This window comes from Streptomonospora mangrovi (assembly GCF_027604915.1).
GTDB lineage: Bacteria > Actinomycetota > Actinomycetes > Streptosporangiales > Streptosporangiaceae > Streptomonospora > Streptomonospora mangrovi.
The window spans coordinates 40,513-58,909 of record NZ_JAJAQC010000050.1; the positions used below are offsets into that span (position 1 = coordinate 40,513).

The following is an 18,397-nucleotide window of genomic DNA, read 5'->3' on the forward strand; positions in this document are numbered from 1 at the left end:
CTCACCGCCCCCCGCCGCCGGTCCGTCCGCGCCCCCGCCCGGAGCGGACCGCGTGTGGAGCCGTCGCAACATGAACTGGCTCTACGACCTCCTGGTCATCCACGGCACCTACCGGGTGCTGTGGAGCTGCCCGTGGCGACGCGTGTTCGCCCTCTACGCCGAGGCCATCCGCCCCGGCCAGACCGTCCTGGAGATCGGCCCCGGCGCCGGGTACTTCCTCGACCGCCTCAAGCCGCGCGACATCGAGCTGCACCTGCTCGACATCAACGAGGGACCGCTCCAGACCTCCGCGGCGCGCCTGGCCCGGCACCGCCCGGTCACCCACCGCCAGAGCGCGCTGGAGCCCTTCCCGCTGGAGGAGGGCAGCGTGGACACGGCGGTGCTGTCGATGGTGCTGCACTGCGTGCCCGGGCAGAGCGTGGTGGAGAAGGCGGCGGTGTTCGACAGCATCGCCGCCGCCCTCAAGCCGGGCACAGGGGTGTGCATCGGGGCGACCGTGCTGTCCCAGGGCACCGACCTCAGCGCCCTGGGGCGGGCCGGACTGCGCTACCTCAACGCCAAGCAGATCTTCGCCAACACCGGCGACACGCTGAGCGACCTGACGGCCGTCCTGCACGACCGCTTCGCCGACGTGCGCCTGGAGGTGTGCGGCTCGGTCGCGCTGTGGCGGGTGACCGCCCGCCCGTAGGCCCCGCTCGTCCGCTTCGGCGTCCGCGTTCGCGCCCCCGCCCCGCCGGCTACCGCGCCGTGGGGCGGGGGTGCTTGCGCAGATCGACCCTGGTACGCCCGGCGGCCTCCGGGCGGGCGGCGCGCGGGCCGGGCGCGGGGCGGAGGGGGCGGGTGTCGGTGGACCGCTGCCCCCGGCCGGCCCGGGCGGCCGCCTCGCCCAGGGAGACGAACGTGACCCGCTCGTCGGCCAGGGTGAGGCCGGTGCCGGTCTCGCGGCCCGCCACCAGGCTCGGCAGGTGGTGGACCGTGGTCCAGGCCACCTGCTCGATGATGGACAGGCTCTCGCGGGAGGTCGTCAGGCCCCGCCCGGCAATGCCGGCCCGGCCGACGAAGTCCTGGAGTTGCCCCCAAGCCGGTGCGACCGTGTCGGCCAGAAGCGCCGGGATCCGCTCGGAGGCGCGGGCGGGGCAGGGGCCGCGGCGCTCGGATTCGTACCGCCAGCCGCGGGTGTCGTCGGCGGCGTCGGCGGTGCGCGCGCCCCGGGGCATGAGGGTCAGCTCGACCTCGGGCAGGCCCCGCTCCCACGAGGAGATCCTCGAGAAGAACCCGGAGCGGAAATCGCTCGCCTGGTCCTCCTGCCAGATTCGCAGGTATTCGGCCAGGCCCGCCTGGCCGCCCTTCTCCAGCGCGTAATGGTAGACGCCGGTGCTGCGGCCGGGCACGCCGTTGAGCGCGCCCAGCACCGACATCCCGCCCAGTCCGCGCAGGGTGGCCGCGGTGCGCAGTTCCCGGATGTTGTTCACGACCGCCATGGCGAGGTCGCTCGCACGGCGGATCTGGCGCGCGCCGGGCGCCTTCATGCGCCCCCACGGCCCCATCAACTGCTCCACCCCGAAGAGGACGTTGTAGAACTGCTGGCGCGCCATGGAGGCGAGGGTTTCCCGCACCAACTGCTCCCCGCCGGGAGGGCGCTTGTGCCCCATCTCCACCATCACGGCGTGGTAGGGGTGCCGCTCGTCGGCGATCGTGATGCCCTGGCCGCCCCAGTTGAGGAAGACGTCTTGATAGGCGGCGTCGAAGACGCCGTTGACGGACCGCAGGAATCGCTCCTGGTCCTCACGCAGGGGGTACACCGGGAAGCCCTCGCCCTGCCAGACGTGGGGGTGAACCTTCTTGGCGTAGATGTCGGTGCAGTCGGTCGCGACGAGGCGCTCGGCCCGAGGGAGGCGCCCCTCGCCGCGCCCGCTCATCCGGGCCACCGTGTCGACCAGCGCGCGCAGGTAGACGACCTCGACCATGATGGTCGACAGCGTCGAGAAGACCACGCTGCGCTCGCGGTCCTCATCGAGCCCCGCGAGCGCCCGCTGCGCGGGCTCCGCCTCCAGCAGCTCCGTGATCCGCCACGGCTCGTGCCGGGCCTCCTCGACAGCCGCGACCAACGACACCACGCCTTGTGGCGGCATCGTGCCCACCCCGTCCCCGTTGACGTCCGGGCACATCCTAGAATCCCCCTGCTCACCGCCCACGGGGAGGGTCGGCGGCGCCGGCACGTCTCAGGGGCGGGGGCGGAGGCCGTTGAGGCAGGTGGTGGTGATGGGGTCGGCCAGGTCGGCGAAGGGGACCTCGGGGTCGACGAGCCACTGGACCAGGGCGCCCTCGATCGCGGCGACCACGACGGCGGCCTCGGCCTGGCCGAGGCCGGGTCGCAGGTCGCCGTCCCGGCCGGCCTCGGCGAGCAGGTCGGCGATGACCGACCGGTAGGCGCGGTAGACCTCGGCGAGGTCCAAGGCGGGGGCGGCGGTGCCGCCGGGCGGGGTGCCGGGGCGGGCGCGGCCGGTGCTCCACAGGTCGACCATGATCCGGGCGAGGTCGGGTTCGGCCGCGAGCATGGCGACGGCGCCGCGGACGAGGTCGGCGAGGCGCTGGACGGCGGGCCGCCCCGGCCGGGCGGCCGCGGCCGTGAGCCGTTCGGAGCGGGCGGCCACGCGCGCGAACGCCGCGCGCAGCAGCGCGTCGCGGCTGTCGAAGTAGAGGTAGACGCTGCCCTTGGCGATGCCGGCCTCGGCGGCGACGTCCTCGATCCGGGTGGCGGCGAATCCGCGGCGGGCGAACACCCGCACGGCGGCGTCCAGGACGTCCTCGCGGCGCGCGGCGCGGTCGACCCTCTTGGGTGCCATGGTGTCTCTCCCTCACTCGCCCGGGTGCGGCCGGCTGCCCCATCATCGCGCCCGCGCGGCACCGCCGGCGCCGGGGAGGCGGTGCCCCGGCGCGGGGCGGCCGTCACCGCGCCCGTGCGGGGCCGCCCGCCTCGCGCGGCGGCGGTGCGGTGGCGCCCGGCGGCGCGGCGGTGGCGCCCGGGGGCGCGGCCTCGGCCGCCGGCGGCTCCGGCACGGCCCCCGGCGCCTCCGGCAGCAGGTGGCCCAAGAGCAGCTTGACCAGGCCGACCGGTGCCAGCCAGGCGATCGCCGGGGGGACGTCGAGCAGTGCCGCGGCCGCCGTGACGCCCACGGCGGTGGCGGCGAAGGCGGCGGGCCGGCGCAGCCGCTCGGGCGCGGCGACGACGCCTACTGCCGCGCCGAGGGTGGCCAGGTAGACCGCCGCGCCCTCGGCGAGGGAGAGGCCGGGCACGGCCCAGGCCGCCACCAGCGGCTGGACGTGCGCGGCCACGAACCCGAGGTGGTGGGGCCATCTGCGGTGCGGGCCGTGGAAGCGCCGCTTGGCGGCGCCGGTGGCGTTGGCGGTGGCGCCGCCGGCGTAGTCGAAGGCGATGATCGCGGCGACGGCGGCGGCCGTCAGGGACCATCCGGCGGCGCCCGCCCCCGCCAGGGCGAGGCCCGCCCCCAGCACCGCCGCGGCGAAGGTCACCACCACCTCGCCCCGGGCGGCCCCCGGCGCCACCAGCAGGTCGGCGATCCGCCGGCCGGTTCCCGCCCGCGCTCGCGGCGCCGGGACGGCGCCGCCCGCGCCCGCCCGCTCCGCCGCGTCTCCGTCCGCTTCCGGTGGTGCCATCGGGGGCCTCCCGTTTTTCATGACTGACTGGTCAGTCATGTTAGGCGGGCGCTCACGCGGCGTCAACGGCGACCCGGCCGCCCGCCCCGGCTCCCCCGGCGCCTTCCCCGGCATGTGCGGGATATCGGCGCCGCCGCCGCGCTAAATCCCGGGAGGCCCCATTGACTACGGTCCGAATAAATTCTCCCCACGCCCCCCACTTGTCACAGAATGCGATCGACCGTAAACGCCGGGCGCTTATCCCCCCGTTTCACCTGCCGTTTTCCCAGTTCATGGCGGCGAATGTTTTGCGCGGGTTATTCGGGTAGCACTCCACGCATGGTCAGGCCGTTCCACGGTGCCGGAAGAAGGATTGGACCCGATGAGCCAGGACAGCAGCGCCGATGACGACACCCAGCGGCGTGGTGCCTCCGGCAAGAAGACGGTGGCTAATCGCCTCAATGCCGCTCGCCAGCAGTTCGAGGAGGTGACCGGGATTGAGGTGGAAAGCGTCTCCGGGATCAAAAAGAACGACGAGGGCTGGACCGTGACGCTGGAGGCGCTGGAACTGCGGCGCGTCCCCGACACCGTCAGCCTGCTCGCCACCTACACCGTGGACGTCGACGCCGACGGCGACCTCGTGGGCTACGAGCGGCTCCACCGCTACACGCGCGGCCGCTCCGACAGCCGCTGAGCGAGCCGCCGCGGCGCCACCTGCGGCGTCTTCGCGGCCGGCCCTCCAGACGCAAAGGAGCAGCAGTCTCATGACCGTAATGCAGCAGTCCGGGGGCGGAAAGTCGTCCGGCAACCTCTACGAAGTACTGGACCTCATCCTGGACAAGGGTCTGGTGATCGACGTGTTCGCCAGGGTCTCCCTCGTGGGCATCGAACTCCTCACCGTCGACGTGCGGATCGTTGTCGCCAGCGTCGACACCTACCTGCGCTTCGCCGAGGCGTGCAACCGCCTCGACCTCACCACCAGCGGCGGCGCGGGCCTGCCCGACCTGGTGAACGGCGCCGTCGAGGGCGGCGCCCGCAACAAGTCCAAGGGCGCCCTGACCGGCGCCGCCGATGCGCTGAAGGACTCCCTGCGCTCCGACGGCGAAGAGGAGCGCGCGCCCGCCAAGACCCGCCGCCGCAGCAGCAGCTCCGGTGACAGCCGGAAGGAGAGCGAATGAGCACCTACGTCTACGGGATCACCCACGACAGTGAGTCCCTGGACGCGGCCAAGCTCACCGGCGTGGGCGAACCCCCCAGCGAGGTGCGGTTCGTGCGCGCCGACGGGCTGGCGGCCGCCGTCAGCACCACGCCCGACGGGTTGCGCGCCAAGCGCCGCGACCTCGCCGCGCACCAGGAGGTCCTGGTCGAGCTGGCGCGCGAGGCGGCCGTGCTGCCGATGCGCTTCGGCGCCGTGGCCCCCGACGACGAGTCGGTCGCCGCGGAGCTGCGCCGCTCCAAGGAGCACTACAGCGCCCTGCTGGAGCGCCTGCGCGACCGGGTCGAGGTCAACGTGAAGGCCACCCACATCGAGGAGGCCGCGCTGCGCGCCGTCCTCACCGAGGACGAGGAACTGCGCCGGACCAACGAGCGGCTGCGCGCCGCCGGCGGCGGCACCCCCGCCGACCGCATGGCCTTCGGCGAGCAGGTCGCCGCGGCGCTGGAGGAGCTGCGCCGGCGCGACGCCGACGCGGTGGTGGAGCCCCTCTCCAAGCACGCCGACCAGGTCTCGATGGGGCCGCCGGTCGACAACTGCCTCGCCAACGTCTCGCTCCTCATCCACCGCGACAAGGTCGAGGAGCTGAACCGCGAGGTGGGGCGCCTCCAGGGCCGACTGGGCCAGCTCATGGAGTTCAAGGTCAACGGCCCGCTGCCGCCCTACAGCTTCGTGACGGAGCCGGGCCGCTAGCGCGGCTCGGCCGCCGCCGCGCGGGAGGTGGTCCCCATGGGCCTCATCAAAGCGATCCTCACCGCCCCCACGGCCCCCATCCGGTTCGTGGACTGGACGGCCCGCCAGGTCCTCGACGCCGCCGAGCGCGAGTACTACGACCCGGCGGCGATCCGCCAGCGCCTCGCCGACCTCTCCGCCCAACTGGACAACGGGGAGATCACCGAGGAGGAATTCGACCGGATGGAGGACGAGTTGCTGGACCGGCTCGAAGAGGCCGAGGAATACCTGAACGAAAGACAATGAGGAGCCATCCGGTATGAACCAGACCGGAAAAATCGTTGCCGCGGCGGTCGGCGGCTATATTCTCGGCCGGCGCAAGAAATTCAAGCTGGCCGTGGGACTCGGCCTCTATCTGGGCGCGCGCAAGCTCAACATCAGCCCGCAGATGGTCGTCAAGGGGCTGACCAAGGAACTGGGCGCGCTGCCGGTCGTGGGTGAACTCAAGGACCAGACCCGCGACCAGTTGGTCGCCACCGGAAAGGACGCCGCCGGCAAGCTGGTGACCAAGTGGGCGGGCGGCCTGGCCGACTCCCTCAACGACCGCACCGAGCGGCTGCGCGGCGGCGCCTCCGAGGCCGCTTCCTCGGCGGCCGGCGCCGCCACGGGCGCCGCGGCCACGGCCACCGGCCGGCGCCGCTCGCAGGAGGCGGACGAGGACGCGGACGTCGAGGAGCCCGCGGCCCGCGGCGGCGACGCGGCCGAGGACACCGACGACACCGACGACCGCGGCCCCGAGGAGCGCGCCGACGACGGCGAGGACGCCGAGCGCGCCGAGCGGCCCGCCCGCACCCGCTCTTCGGGCACCCGCTCGGCCACCCGGAAGGCGGCCGGCGCCGCCACCGGCACCGCCCGCAAGGCCGCGCCGCGCAAGCGCGCCGCCAAGCCCGGCACCACCCGGCGCCGCGCCTCCTCCGGTGAGGACGGTGACAAGCGTGGCTGAGCAGACCGCCGGCCCGCTGACGCGGCTGCGCGAGGCGGCCGACCGCAACGAGGGCACCGCGCGGCTCGCCGACGCCGTGGGCGACTACGTCTCAGCCAAGGCGAGCAGCCTCATCAGCGGTGCCGCCGGCAAGCTCGGGGAGTCGGTGACGCGCCTGGCCGGCGACGGCGGCGCGGCCGCGATCGCCACGGGCGGCGCCAAGATCGCCCAGGGCAAGAACCCGGCGAGCGCGATCGCCTCGGCCGGCGCCACCGGCGCGAAGGAGAAGGTGAAGGGCATGCTGGGTCGCCTCAAGGGCGGCGGGGGAAGCGGACCGAAGGCGATCAACATCGTCGAGACCATCGACGTGGGCGTGCCCGTGCGGACCGCCTACAACCAGTGGACCCGCTTCCCCGACTTCGGCTCCTTCGCCAAGGGCGTGCAGAGCGTCGAGAAGACCGACGAGGTGTCGTCCAACTGGAAGGCGAAGGTCTTCTGGTCCAGCCGGAGCTGGAAGGGCAGCGTCACCGAGCAGATCCAGGACTACCGCATCGCCTGGACCACGGAGGGCGCCAAGGGCACCAACCGGGGTGTCGTGACGTTCCACCCCCTCGCCGAGAACCTCACCCGCGTGCTGCTGGTCGTGGAGTACTACCCCAAGGGGCTCTTCGAGCGGACCGGCAACATCTGGCGCGCCCAGGGGCGGCGCCTGCGCCTGGACCTCAAGCACTACCGGCGGCACGTGATGCTCATGGCCCAGGCCGACGCCGAGGAGCTGGACGGCTGGCGCGGCGAGATCCGCGACGGCTCGGTCGTGCTGGGCCACGAGGACGCGCTCGCCCTGGAGGAGGCCGGCCTCACCGACGCGGAGTGGGCGGCCCTGGCCGAACTGGACGAGGACGAGCGCGCCGAGCTTGAGGAGCTGGACGAGGACGAGCGGGCCGAGCTGGCCGCGCTGAGCGAGGAGGAGCGCGCCGAGCTGGCCGACCTGGCCGAGGCGGGCGGGGCGGACGGATCCGCCGACGCCGCCGAGGAGGACCGGCTGGACGACGGCGCCGAGGTGGACGAGGAGGCCGAGGAGGACGAGGACCGCGAGTACCACGACGAGCCCGAGGACGAGTTCGAGGAGGAGCCGGAGGAGGAGCCCGAGCCCCGGGACCGCGACCGCGAGGAGGCCGTGGACGCCGAGGACGACGTGGACGCCGAGGAGCCCGGCTACGAGGACGAGCCGGTCGACGAGGACCTGGAGGAGGAGCGCGGCGCCCGGCGCCGCTGACGCGCTCCGTCCCCCGCGGTGGGCGCCCCCGAGCGCGGCGTCGCCCTCCTGCCGTCCGGGCGGACACGGACACCAGAAACGGGAAGTGGGAGGCAGACGTGACCGAACCGGCCCCCTGGAGCGGCGAACCGCGCCAGATCCGGTCCCGCGGCGGCTCGTCCTCGGCGAACCTGGCCGACGTGCTGGAGCGGGTCCTGGACAAGGGCGTCGTCATCGCCGGGGACATCAAGATCAACCTGCTGGACATCGAGCTGCTGACCGTCAAGCTGCGGCTGCTGGTGGCCTCGGTCGACAAGGCCAAGGAGATGGGCATCGACTGGTGGGAGAACGACCCCGCCCTGTCGTCCAAGGCGGCCCAGCGCGCCGAGCGGGAGCTGGCCGAGGAGAACGAGCGCCTGCGCGAGCGCATCGCCGCTCTGGAGGAGCACCGCGCCGCGCCGCTGGAGGCCGGCGGTCAGGGCACCGGTGGAGCGGAGACCGGCCCCGGCGCCGGAGAGGAGACCGCGGCGCCGGCCGAGCGGCCCGCCGCACGCGAGGAGGACGAGAAGTGAGCGCACCCCAGGAGGCGAGCTATGTCTACGCGGTGGCCCGCCCCTTCGCCGCCGAGGCGGTGGCCGGCCTCGCGGGGGTCGGCGGGTACCCCGTCCACCTGGTGGCGCACGAGGGGCTGGCCGCCGTGGTCAGCGCCGTGCCGCTGCACGAGTTCGACGAGGAGGCGCTGCGCGCCAACCTGGAGGACCTTGGCTGGCTGGAGGAGGTGGCGCGCGCCCACCACACGGTGGTCGACGCCGCCGCCCGGCACACCGACGTCGTGCCGCTGCGGCTGGCCACCGTCTACCACGGCGACGAGCGGGTGCGGTCGGTGCTGGCCGAGGGGCGCGCGTCCTTCGAGCGGGCGCTGGGGCGCGTCGCGGGGTGCGTGGAGTTCGGGGTGAAGGTGTACGCCGACCCCGCCACGCGCACGCCCGCCGGCGCCGAGAAGTCGTCCGGGGCGCGCCCGGGTGAGAGCCCCGGGATGGCCTACCTGCGCAAGCGGCGCGAGCAGCGGGACCGCCGCGACGACACCTGGCGGACCGCCGCCGAGCTGTGCGACCGGCTCGACGCGAGCCTGGCGGAGTGGGCGCGGGCGCGCGAGCGGCACCGGCCGCAGGACGCGTCGCTGTCGGGCGAGTCGGGCGAGAACGTGCTCAACGCGGCCTACCTGGTGGCCGACGGCGACACCGGCGCCTTCCTCGACGCGGCGCAGCGGGTGCGCGACAGCGCGCCGGAGGGCACCCGGATCGAGGTGTCGGGGCCGTGGGCGCCGTACTCCTTCGCCGGCGTGGAGGCGCTTGAGGGGACGGCACCCGAGGCATCGGAGGCGACCGAGGCACCGGAGGGCGGGCGGCCGTGAGCGGATCGGAGTTTCCCGAGTACGAGGGGTCCTTCACCGGTTTCCCGGAGGAGTCGGCGTCGCTGTCGCGGATGCTGGACGAGGACCACCCGCTGGCCAACCGCGACATCTCGCTGGTGGACCTGCTCGACCGGGTGCTGGCCAAGGGGGTCGTCATCAGCGGCGACCTGACGGTGGCGATCGCCGACGTGGACCTGGTGCGCATCTCGCTGCACGCGCTGGTGTCGTCGGTCAACGAGAACGTGCCGTCGCCGTGGGAGCACGGCCACCCGCTGGCGGGGTGGGTGCGCTCCGACTGAGCGAGCGGGTGCGGCCGGGCGGCCGAGTCAGGTGAGGAACCGGCAGGGAACGGGCCGTCGGCGCGGACCGGCGGAAGGGAGGCAGCGTGACGGAGCACAGCGGCGGAGAGGCCGGCGCGAACGCCGAGGGCGTGTGGACGCGAACCGCCTCGGGATACGTCCGCGACCTGGACGCGGAGACCGACGCCCACGTCGTCGACGAGGGCTCGGGCATGCTCAAGGGGCTGCAAGAGGTCCTGGACGGCGAGACGGCCGCCCCCGGTCGGGAGACCGCCCAGGCGACAGGAGCGCTGTCCGTGTCTCCGGCCGCTCCGGGGTCCCCGGGCGCGTCGCCGAGGCGGAGCCAGACCGACAGCCTGCGCCACCGCATCGCCACCGAGCCCGACACCGTGGAGCGGGACCTGATCAAGCTGGTCCTGACCGTGGTGGAACTGGTCCGCCAACTGATGGAGCGCCAGGCCCTGCGCCGCGTCGACGTCGGCGACCTCACCGAGGAGCAGGAGGAGCGCATCGGCATGACGCTGATGCTCCTGGAGGAGCGCATGACCGAACTGCGGGAGCGCTACGGCCTCAGCGCCGCCGACCTCAACCTGGACCTGGGCCCCCTGGGTTCCCTCCTCCCCACGTCGGGCGACGGCTGACCGGTAGCTCGTTCGGGGACGGGGGTCACACCTCTGCGTGCCGCACCTCTAGGATGTGGAAATGGTTTTCATTGTCCAAAACCAGGTCCACACCGACCATCCCCTGGAGGACCGCCGTGGCTGAGTACGACGACCCCTATGCGGTCTCCGGGCAGTTCATCGACATCATGATCGCCGGCTGGTGGGAGCACTTCGGGGCCGCCGTCGCCGAGGCCGTGCGGGCGATGCCCGCCGATGAGGCCCCGCTGCTGGACGCCGGCGCCGGCGGCGGCTGGGGCACCCGGCTGCTGGCCACCGCCCACCCCACCGCCCGCGTGGTGGCCGTCGAGCCCTCGCCCGTGCTGCGGGCGGTGCTGCTCTCGCGGATCGCCGCCGACGACGACCTCCGCTCCCGGGTGACCGTCGACGGCGACGACCTTCTCTCGGCCCGGCTGCCCGACCGCCTCGCCGGTGTGGTGGCGGCCAACCTCATCGGCCACTTCTCCCCCGAGGAGCGCGGCCGGTTGTGGGGCGACCTGGCCGGGCGCCTGGTGCCGGGCGGGTCCGTGCTGGTCAACCTCGCCCCGCCGCTGGAGCCCGCCCGCGTCGAGCGCGCCCAGATGAGCCGGGTGGAGGTGGGCACCCGCACCTACCTCGGCTGGGCCGAGGCCGAACCGGCGGGCGAGCAGCGGATCACCTGGCACATGACCTACGAGGTCCACGAGGGCGACCGCCTCCTCACCCGCGACGAGGTGCACTACGGCTGGTGGACCCTGACCGAGCAGCAGTTGGTCGCCGAGACCGCCACCCACGGCCTGGCCACCCTCCTCCACGGCCCCACCGAGTCCGGCCTGTACACGGTCACCCCCAAGGACTGACCCCCGCCACCCCCCGTCCCGAGCAGTCACGCGCCCCACCCGGCGGCCGGGGGCCACCTCCCCGGCCGCCTGACCGCCCGCACCGACCGCCACCCGATCACCGACCGCGTCAACGCACTGGTCTCGCCCGGGGCCTCGCCCGAGGGAATTGCCGCGCCTTCCCGCAGGGCCGGGCAGACCGACGAGGCAGGTACCCGACAGCGGGCAGCCTCGGCGGCAGGCCGGCGCGTCACTCCTCCCGCAGCAGGCGGGTCTGGGGGTCTATGGTGATCACGCGGTCGGCGCGGGAGGCCACTCCACGGTCGTGGGTGGCCACCAGGACGGTCAGGCCGTGCTCGCGGCGGAGCCGGTCCAGCAGGTCCAGGACGGTGCGGGCGGTGGCCGCGTCCAGGGCGGATGTGGGCTCGTCGGCCAGCAGGACCGCCGGTTCGGCCGCCAGGGCGCGGGCGATGGCCACGCGCTGGCGCTGGCCGCCGGACAGGCCGCCGGGGCGGCGGTCGGCGAGTCCGGCGGGCAGTCCCACCCGCTCCAGCAGGTCGGGTACCCGGGCGGCCGCGCGGTGCGCGGAGTGGCCGAGGAGGACCCGGGCCGGGCGGGTGAGGGCGGCGCCCACCCGGTGGGCGGGGTTCAGCGCGCCCGCCGGGGACTGGTCCACGAACTGGACCGCGCGCAGGGCCGCGCGGGTGCGCTCGTTCACCCGGTCGGGCAGCGGGTCGCCGCCCAGCAGCATGCGGCCGGCCGCCGGCGGGTGCAGTCCGGCGGCGGCGCGCAGCAGCGTGGACTTGCCGCTGCCCGAGGGGCCGAGGACGGCCGCGAACTCCCCCGGCGCGAGCGCGAGGTCCACGCCGGCGAGTAGTTCCCGGCCGCCGGGGGCGGCCAGGACCGCGCCGCAGAAGGCGAGCGCCGGTGCGGGTCCACTCCCCACCGCACCGGGCCGGTCGGCCGCTGCGGCGCCGCCTGCGGGCTCGCCGACCACCTCACCCGGCCGGTCGGTTGACCGCATGGCCGTCGCCGTGCGTGGCCCCACGGCGTCGCCGATGGGGAGCACGTTGTCGGCCACGCGGTCGGCGAAGGCGGGGTCGTGGGTGATGACGACCGTTGCCCGGTCCGGGCGGTTGCGGCGGCGGGCCAGCACCTCCACGACCAGGTCCACCGTCGCGGGGTCGAGGCCGCTGGTGGGCTCGTCCAGTACCAGCAGCGGGGGGTCGCCGACGACCGCGCTGGCCAGGGCGACCCGCTGGGCCTGCCCGCCGGACAGCTCATGCGGGCGGCGCCCGCCCAGCTCGTCGGGGTCCAGGCCGAGCGCGGCCAGCACCTCCCGCACCCGCCGCCGGAGGTCCCGCCTGTCCCGCCCGTGCCACCCCTCCCGCCCGGCGCGGCCGGGGCGCAACCCCTCGGCGACGGCCGAGGCGGCGGTGCGCAGCGGGTGCAGGTCGGCCGCCGGGTCCTGGCCCAGCACACCCGCGTTCGCCAGGCGCCACCGGCGGGCCGCCCGGCCGGCGGGTACGGGCGTACCCCGCCAGTGGACGGCGCCGGCGGCGCGCACGAGCCCGGCCGGCAGGGCGTCGAGGGCCGCGAGGACGGCGCTCGTCTTGCCGCTGCCGGACTCCCCCATCACGGCCGTGACCCCGCCGCCGGGCGCCCGCAAATCCAGCGGCCCGACGACGGCGCGCCCGGCGCGGTCCACCACGGTGAGGCCCGTGGCCACGAGTCCGCCGGTCACCGGTCCCCCTCCCGTCCGGCGGCGGGCTGGGCGGCCAGGGCCAGCGCCACCGTGGTCAGCCCCAGGGCGGCGGCCGGCGCCGCGACGGCCCACGGGTTGGCCGACATGCCCGCCATGTTCTCCCGCAGCATCAGCGCCCAGTCGGGGGCGGGCGGGTCGGCGCCGAAGCCCAGCACGCTCAGGGCCGAGGCGACCTGGAGGGCCACCACCAGGCGCAGGCCCAGGTCGGCGGCGACCAGGCCGCGCGTGGCGGGCGCGACCTCGAACACCAGGATCCAGGCCGGGTGCTCGCCCCGGCAGCGCGCGGCCTGGACGTAGCCCGAGGAGCGGACGGCGCGCACGGCGTCGCGCACCACGCGCAGCGTCATCGGCGCGCCGCCGCAGACGGTGGCGACCACCACGGCCGCGTGCCCGGGGAGGGCGATGGCCGCGACCAGGGCCAAAAGGAGCGAGGGGACGGCCAGCATCAGGTCGGCGACGGCGGTGAGCGCGCGGTCGGCCGCGCCGGAGAACCACCCGGCGACCAGCCCGCCCGCGACCCCCACGGCGGTGGCGCACGCGGCGGCCAGGGCGGCCACGGCGACCAGTCCGGCTCCCCCGGCCAGGACGCGCGACCACACGTCGCGTCCGAGGGCGTCGGTGCCCAGCGGCGATGCGGAGTCCGGCGGCCGCCACGGGATTCCCACGGTCTCGGTGGGGTCGTAGGGGGCCAGCCAGCCCCCGAAGAGGGCGAGGCCCAGCACTGCGGTCAGCAGCAGGGGCACGGCCACGGCCCGTGCGGCGACCCCTCCCCGCCGCATCCAAGCGCAGTGGCCCATGCCGCCATCGCGGCCGGTGCCCCGCACCGCCGCGCCGGAAGGCGGCTGGGGGTCCCGCCCCACCGTCCACATGCCCGTGTCACCACGTCCGCCGGGTGTCCACGGCTCCTCGCCCACGGACGTGACCGCTCCGCCATTCCCGCTCTTGCCGATGCCGCCCGCAGGACCCGGCTCAGGCGCCCTCACGCCGCCCTCCCCCGGAGGCTGGCAGCCACCGAAACCGCTGCGGCCAGTACCGCCGCCGCCGAGGCCGAGTCGCACCCCCCGCCGCTGCCGACACCGCACGCCGTTCCCACCGCCGACACCCTCACCCCGTCTTCTCCCCGCACGCCGACCGCCCTTCCCGCGTCACCGTCCGCACCCCTCCGTCGGCGCGCCGACCCGGCGCCAACGGCTCCTCCCCCACCGGCGTGACCGCGCCGCGCTCCCCGGTCTCGCCTCCCCCGCGCGGAGGGAACTGCCGTCCCCCCAGACACCGGGCGACCGCCCGCGCGGCGGCCCCTCCCCGCCGCAGTCGACCGGAGCGGCGGCCGGTGGCCGCACCGCCGCGCCGGAGGGGCGTCCGCGCCTCCTGCCTCACTGGCCGCGTGCCTCCACGACCACGTTGGCCGAGTGCCGACGGCTCCTTCCGCTCCGACGTGGTCGCGCCGCCGATTCCGGTTGTGGAGATGCCGCTTGCGGGCTCCGGTTCCGGCTTTGGTCCGCTCATGCGGCCCTCCCTCTAGGGGTGACGGCCGCCGCGATCAGGTCGGACACCAGCAGGCCCGCCACCACGACCGTTGCGGCGAGCATCGCCACCGCCTGGACGGTGGGGGTGTCGCGGGCGGCTACGGCCGACACGAGCAGGGACCCCAGGCCGGGGTAGCCGAACAGGGTCTCCACCACCGTCGCGGCCGCGATGAGGCCGCCGGCGCTGACCGCCAGGACGCGGGTGAACGGCGGCAGCACGAAGGGCAGCACGTCGGTGAGCGCGATGCGCCACGGCGGGCGGCCCCTGCGGTGGGCGTCGGCCACATGGGGGCGGCGCACCGCGTCGGTGACCGCGCCGCTGATCAGGCCCGCGCCGAACAGGGCCGTGGGCAGGGCCATCGACAGCACCGGCAGCAGGAGCAGGTCGGGCCGGCTCACCGGGGCCGCGCCCGGAGGCAGGGTGGAGACCGGCGGCACCAGCCCCCACACCCCCGACAGCAGCGCGGCCAGCCCGCCGGCCACCACGGCGGCGGGCAGCGCGGCGCCGCCCGTGAGCACCGCCGTCAGCACCCGGCCGCCCCGCGCGGCCGCGCCCGCCCACCAGCCCAGGGCCAGCATGGCGGGCGCGGCCGGCGCCAGCGCGCCCGCCACCAGCGTGAGCGTGGCCGGCAGCCGCTGCGCGACCGCGTCGGCGACCGGGCGGCCGTTGAGCAGGGACGTGCCGAGGTCGCCGGTGGCCAGCCCCGCCGCCCACGCCAGGTAGCGCCGCCACGCGGGCGCGTCCAGGCCCAACTCGGCGCGCAGGTCGCCCACCTGCTCCTCCGTGGCGCCGGGCACCGCGCGCAGGCCGGCGGCGTCGCCGGGCAGCACCTCGGTCGCCGCGAAGACCACGACCGACACCCCGACGAGCAGCAGCGCGGCCCGCGCCGGCGGTATGAGCACCGCCGCCGCCCCGGACACCGCCCGGGACACCGCCGCGCCCCGCACCGGGCGCGGCGGCGGCGCGTGGAGGGCGGTCATCAGTCCGCAAGTTCGACCTGGTCGATCTGGAGGCGGTGGAAGCCCGGCCCGGTGGGCAGGTTGCCCACCTGCGGGGCGGCGAGGTCGATGCCGTCGCCGACACCCCACACCACGTACCCGCCCTCCTCGGCGACGCGGGTCTGGAGGTCGCCGAGCATGGCGTGGCGCTCGGCCTCGTCCTCGGTCGCCAGGGCCGCCGCGAAGTCCTCCTCCCACTCCGGGTCGTCCCACCCGGTCTCGTTGATCGGCCCCTCGGCCACCAGCGCCATCCGGGCGAAGTCCACGAACCCGTTGCCGCCCAGGCTGTTGAGGTAGAACGGCTCGGCGTTCCACACCTGGCTCCAGTAGGTGTCGGGCGGCCCCACCTCCACCTCGGCGTCGATGCCCGCCTCGCCGAGCTGCTCGGCGGCCAGCACGGCCGCCTCCTCCATGCCCGGGTAGGAGTTGGTGGTGTGCAGGGTCACCGACACCCCGTCGGCGTGCCCGGCGTCGGCCAGCAGCTCCCGCGCCCGGTCCACGTCGCGCTCGACGGGCTCGGCGTCGGGCGCGAACGGCTCCATGGGGTTGAGGACGTCGGCGCCGGGCTCGCCGTAGCCCAGGAACACGGTCTCCACCAGCTCCTCCCGGTCCAGGGCGAGCTTGACGGCCTCGCGCACCGCCGGGTCGTCGAACGGCTCGGTCTCCAGGTCCATGACCAGCGGGTAGTTCACGCCACCGGCCCGGGTGACCACCTGCACCTCGCCGCCCTCCTCGTGCCGGCGCGCCGCCGCCGGGGCGACGCTGCCCGCCACGTCGGCCTGGCCCGAGGCGACCGCGTCGGCGCGCGCCGCCGGGTCGGGCAGGGCGGTGATCTCCAGCCGCTCGACGTCGGGCGCCTGGCCCCACCAGTCGCCGTTGCGCAGCAGCACCGAGGTGGTGTCGTCGCCGCTGTCCAGCACGAACGGCCCCGAGCCGGCCACGGGCTCGGTGATCTCGTCGCTGCCCTCGGGCACCACGAACGTCAGCGACGCCAGGGCCTGGCCGACCTCGGCGTAGGGCTGGACGGTCACCAGCTCCAGTTCGTGGTCGCCGACCGCGCGGGACTCCTCCAGGTCGAACATGGACAGCCGCCCGTTGTTCTCGGCGCCCTTGCCCTGGATGCGGCGCAGGGAGAAGAGCACGTCGTCGGCGGTGACCGGGTCGCCGGTGGAGAACACCGCGTCGTCGCGCAGCACCACGCGCCAGCGGGTGAGGTCGCCGTCGCGCGGCTCCCATGACTCGGCCAGGCGCGGGCGGACCTCGCCGTTCTCGTCGGTGACGGTGAGGACGTCGTAGAGCATGGCGAAGCGCAGGTAGTCGGCCTCGTTGCCGACGCGCCCGTGGGGGTCGTGCGTGGTGGCGGCGGGCGCGCCGACGGCGGCGTAGCGCAGGGTCGCCTCCGCCGGGGCGGCCTGGTCGCCGCCGCCCGTGCCGCAGCCGGCCGCCGCCAGGGCGGCCACGCAGGCGGTGGCCAGGAGGGATCGCGGTCTCATCGCGGGGCCTTTCGTGGGGTCGTCGGGGGCCGTGGCGCGCACGGCCCCCCGGGGGAGGGGGGACGGGAACCGGGGGGTCGGGGGGTAAGCGGGGGATGGCGGGGGGTGCCGGGGGATGGGGGTCAGCGGGAGGGCGGCGGCGCGGCGGCGGGCACGACGGCGACCGCGCCCGAGGGGCACCAGTCGGCCGCCGCCAGGGCGCGCTCGCGCGCCTCGGCGGGGACGGTGGCGGCCAGCGGCACCACCAGGCCGTCCTCGTCCTGGTCGAACAGGTCGGGCGCGGCGCGCACGCACTGGCCGGCCCCGGCGCACACGCCGGGGTCCGCTCGAAGGAGCAGCGGTGCGCCGGGGCCGGGGTCGGGCGGGGTCACCACGTGACCGGCACCTCGTCCAGGCCGAAGATGGCCGAGGCCGAGCGGGTCGGCAGGTCGGCGAGGGCGGCGGCCGGGCGCAGGGTGGGCACCCGGTCGAAGAGGGTGCGCAGGGCGATCTCGATTTCGACTCGGCCCAGGTTCTGCCCCACGCACTGGTGGGCGCCGTAGCCGAAGGCGACGTGGTTGCGCTGCGGGCGGGTGATGTCGAGCCGCTCGGGTTCGGGGAACGCCTCGGGGTCGTGGTCGGCCCCGGCGAGCAGGGCGATGAACCCGTCGCCGGCGGGGATGACCCCGCCCGAGACCGGGATGTCCTCGCGGGCGACCCGCAGCGGGATGACGTCGGCCACCGACAGGTAGCGCAGCAGCTCCTCCACCGCGCCCGGCCACAGCTCGGGGTCCGCGCGCAGGCGGTCGAGCTGGTCGGGGTGGTGCAGCAGGGCCAGGGCCGCCAGCGGGATCATGTTGCGCGAGGTCTCGTGCCCGGCGTTGAGGGTGATCCCGATCTGGGAGAGCAGCGACTGCCGGGTGATCTCGCCGCGCGCCAGCGGCCCGGTGACCAGCCGGCTGATCAGGTCGTCGCGCGGTTGCGCGGCCTTCTCGTCGATGAGCCGGTCGATGAGCCCGAACAGCTCGCCGAGCGCGGCGGTGACCTCGGCCTCGGTGCTGCCGCGGGCGCCCGAGACGGACGTGATCCGGCGGAAGAACTCCAGGTCGGCCAGTGGCACCCCGAGCAGCCGGCAGATGACGGTGGTGGAGACCCGGTTGGCGTACTCGCCGACGAGGTCGGCGGGGGTGGGCTGGGCCAGCAGGTGGTCGACCTGCTCGGCGCAGATCTCCTCGATCGCCGGGCGCATCGCGCGGACCCGCTTGACGGTGAACTCGCCGACCAGCATGCGCCGCACCCGGGTGTGGTCGGGCGGGTCCATGCGGATGAACGGGCGCAGTTCGGCCGCGACCGCCTGCTCGCCGTCGCCGAGGGCGGGGAAGGCCGGGTGGCGGGCGTCGGAGCTGGCGGCGGGGTGGGCCAGTGCGGCGCGGACGTCGTCGTGGCGGGTCAGCAGCCAGGCGTGCTTGCCGCCGGGGATGGCGGCGCGGGTCAGGCCGCCCTCCTCCCGCATGGCGCGGTAGCCCTCGGGCGGGGTGAAGGGGCAGCCGCGGGTGAGGGGGAAGGCGGCGGCGCCGGGGGCCTGGGCGGGGTCGGGCTCATCGGCGCGGGCGCCGGTGGGGGCGCCGGTGGGGATTTCGGTCATGGGTGCCTTTCGGGTGGGCTG

The 18,397-nt window shown here is 75.6% G+C and carries 21 protein-coding genes; 12 read left to right on the top strand and 9 right to left on the bottom strand.

Features of this window, described 5'->3' with window-relative positions:
- Positions 1-70 precede the first annotated feature (70 nt).
- Positions 71-688: a class I SAM-dependent methyltransferase gene (locus tag LG943_RS22920; RefSeq protein ID WP_270074419.1), complete on the top strand. Its 618-nt coding sequence runs from the start codon at positions 71-73 to the stop codon at positions 686-688.
- Between the two features lie 49 nt (positions 689-737).
- On the opposite strand, the gene LG943_RS22925 is transcribed toward LG943_RS22920, so the two are convergent.
- The 3 genes from LG943_RS22925 to LG943_RS22935 all read right to left on the bottom strand — a co-directional run bounded on the left by LG943_RS22925 (position 738) and on the right by LG943_RS22935 (position 3,678).
- Complete coding sequence (locus tag LG943_RS22925; RefSeq protein ID WP_270074420.1) at positions 738-2,117, bottom strand: hypothetical protein; 1,380 nt, start codon at positions 2,115-2,117, stop codon at positions 738-740.
- A 105-nt stretch (positions 2,118-2,222) separates the two neighbouring features.
- Positions 2,223-2,846: a TetR/AcrR family transcriptional regulator gene (locus tag LG943_RS22930; RefSeq protein ID WP_270074421.1), complete on the bottom strand. Its 624-nt coding sequence runs from the start codon at positions 2,844-2,846 to the stop codon at positions 2,223-2,225.
- Positions 2,847-2,949: 103 nt separating this feature from the next.
- Complete coding sequence (locus tag LG943_RS22935) at positions 2,950-3,678, bottom strand: hypothetical protein (RefSeq protein ID WP_270074422.1); 729 nt, start codon at positions 3,676-3,678, stop codon at positions 2,950-2,952.
- Between the two features lie 361 nt (positions 3,679-4,039).
- Here LG943_RS22935 and LG943_RS22940 point away from each other — a divergent pair, with 361 nt between their 5' ends.
- From LG943_RS22940 to LG943_RS22990, 11 genes are all read left to right on the top strand, one after another.
- A complete protein-coding gene (locus tag LG943_RS22940) occupies positions 4,040-4,351 on the top strand; it encodes a gas vesicle protein GvpO (RefSeq protein ID WP_270074423.1) in 312 nt (103 codons plus the stop codon).
- A gap of 70 nt (positions 4,352-4,421) precedes the next feature.
- A complete protein-coding gene (locus LG943_RS22945) occupies positions 4,422-4,835 on the top strand; it encodes a gas vesicle structural protein GvpA (RefSeq protein WP_270074424.1) in 414 nt (137 codons plus the stop codon).
- Positions 4,832-5,563, top strand: a complete 732-nt coding sequence (locus LG943_RS22950) for a GvpL/GvpF family gas vesicle protein (protein ID WP_270074425.1) — start codon at positions 4,832-4,834, stop codon at positions 5,561-5,563. The genes LG943_RS22945 and LG943_RS22950 overlap by 4 nt, the downstream gene beginning before the upstream one ends.
- Before the next feature lie 36 nt (positions 5,564-5,599).
- On the top strand, positions 5,600-5,848 hold the full coding sequence (locus LG943_RS22955; RefSeq protein ID WP_270074426.1) for a gas vesicle protein GvpG: 249 nt from the start codon (positions 5,600-5,602) through the stop codon (positions 5,846-5,848).
- 13 nt (positions 5,849-5,861) lie between these two features.
- Positions 5,862-6,545: a hypothetical protein gene (locus LG943_RS22960; RefSeq protein ID WP_270074427.1), complete on the top strand. Its 684-nt coding sequence runs from the start codon at positions 5,862-5,864 to the stop codon at positions 6,543-6,545.
- Complete coding sequence (locus LG943_RS22965; protein WP_270074428.1) at positions 6,538-7,800, top strand: SRPBCC family protein; 1,263 nt, start codon at positions 6,538-6,540, stop codon at positions 7,798-7,800. Before LG943_RS22960 ends, LG943_RS22965 begins: the two co-directional genes overlap by 8 nt.
- Before the next feature lie 98 nt (positions 7,801-7,898).
- Positions 7,899-8,351, top strand: coding sequence for a gas vesicle protein (locus LG943_RS22970; RefSeq protein WP_270074429.1), 453 nt, complete (start codon positions 7,899-7,901; stop codon positions 8,349-8,351).
- On the top strand, positions 8,348-9,193 hold the full coding sequence (locus LG943_RS22975; RefSeq protein ID WP_270074430.1) for a GvpL/GvpF family gas vesicle protein: 846 nt from the start codon (positions 8,348-8,350) through the stop codon (positions 9,191-9,193). Before LG943_RS22970 ends, LG943_RS22975 begins: the two co-directional genes overlap by 4 nt.
- Positions 9,190-9,492 carry a gas vesicle protein gene (locus tag LG943_RS22980; protein WP_270074431.1) on the top strand — a complete coding sequence of 101 codons (303 nt, stop codon included), beginning with the start codon at positions 9,190-9,192 and terminating at the stop codon, positions 9,490-9,492. The genes LG943_RS22975 and LG943_RS22980 overlap by 4 nt, the downstream gene beginning before the upstream one ends.
- Positions 9,493-9,578: 86 nt before the next feature.
- Positions 9,579-10,133 (top strand): gas vesicle protein K, encoded by a 555-nt coding sequence (locus tag LG943_RS22985; protein WP_408648638.1) that lies wholly within the window; start codon positions 9,579-9,581, stop codon positions 10,131-10,133.
- Positions 10,134-10,249: 116 nt separating this feature from the next.
- On the top strand, positions 10,250-10,990 hold the full coding sequence (locus tag LG943_RS22990) for a class I SAM-dependent methyltransferase (protein WP_270074432.1): 741 nt from the start codon (positions 10,250-10,252) through the stop codon (positions 10,988-10,990).
- A gap of 229 nt (positions 10,991-11,219) precedes the next feature.
- Here the strand turns inward: LG943_RS22990 and LG943_RS22995 are convergent, their stop codons facing one another.
- The 6 genes from LG943_RS22995 to LG943_RS23020 form a co-directional block, all read right to left on the bottom strand.
- Positions 11,220-12,713 (bottom strand): ABC transporter ATP-binding protein, encoded by a 1,494-nt coding sequence (locus LG943_RS22995; RefSeq protein ID WP_270074433.1) that lies wholly within the window; start codon positions 12,711-12,713, stop codon positions 11,220-11,222.
- Positions 12,710-13,531, bottom strand: a complete 822-nt coding sequence (locus LG943_RS23000) for an ABC transporter permease (protein WP_270074434.1) — start codon at positions 13,529-13,531, stop codon at positions 12,710-12,712. The genes LG943_RS22995 and LG943_RS23000 overlap by 4 nt, the downstream gene beginning before the upstream one ends.
- A 705-nt stretch (positions 13,532-14,236) precedes the next feature.
- Positions 14,237-15,241 (bottom strand): ABC transporter permease, encoded by a 1,005-nt coding sequence (locus LG943_RS23005; RefSeq protein WP_270074435.1) that lies wholly within the window; start codon positions 15,239-15,241, stop codon positions 14,237-14,239.
- On the bottom strand, positions 15,241-16,752 hold the full coding sequence (locus tag LG943_RS23010) for an ABC transporter substrate-binding protein (protein ID WP_270074436.1): 1,512 nt from the start codon (positions 16,750-16,752) through the stop codon (positions 15,241-15,243). Before LG943_RS23010 ends, LG943_RS23005 begins: the two co-directional genes overlap by 1 nt.
- 122 nt (positions 16,753-16,874) lie before the next feature.
- Positions 16,875-17,126: a ferredoxin gene (locus LG943_RS23015; protein WP_270074437.1), complete on the bottom strand. Its 252-nt coding sequence runs from the start codon at positions 17,124-17,126 to the stop codon at positions 16,875-16,877.
- Positions 17,120-18,376 carry a cytochrome P450 gene (locus tag LG943_RS23020; RefSeq protein WP_270074441.1) on the bottom strand — a complete coding sequence of 419 codons (1,257 nt, stop codon included), beginning with the start codon at positions 18,374-18,376 and terminating at the stop codon, positions 17,120-17,122. Before LG943_RS23020 ends, LG943_RS23015 begins: the two co-directional genes overlap by 7 nt.
- Between the last annotated feature and the right edge of the window lie 21 nt (positions 18,377-18,397).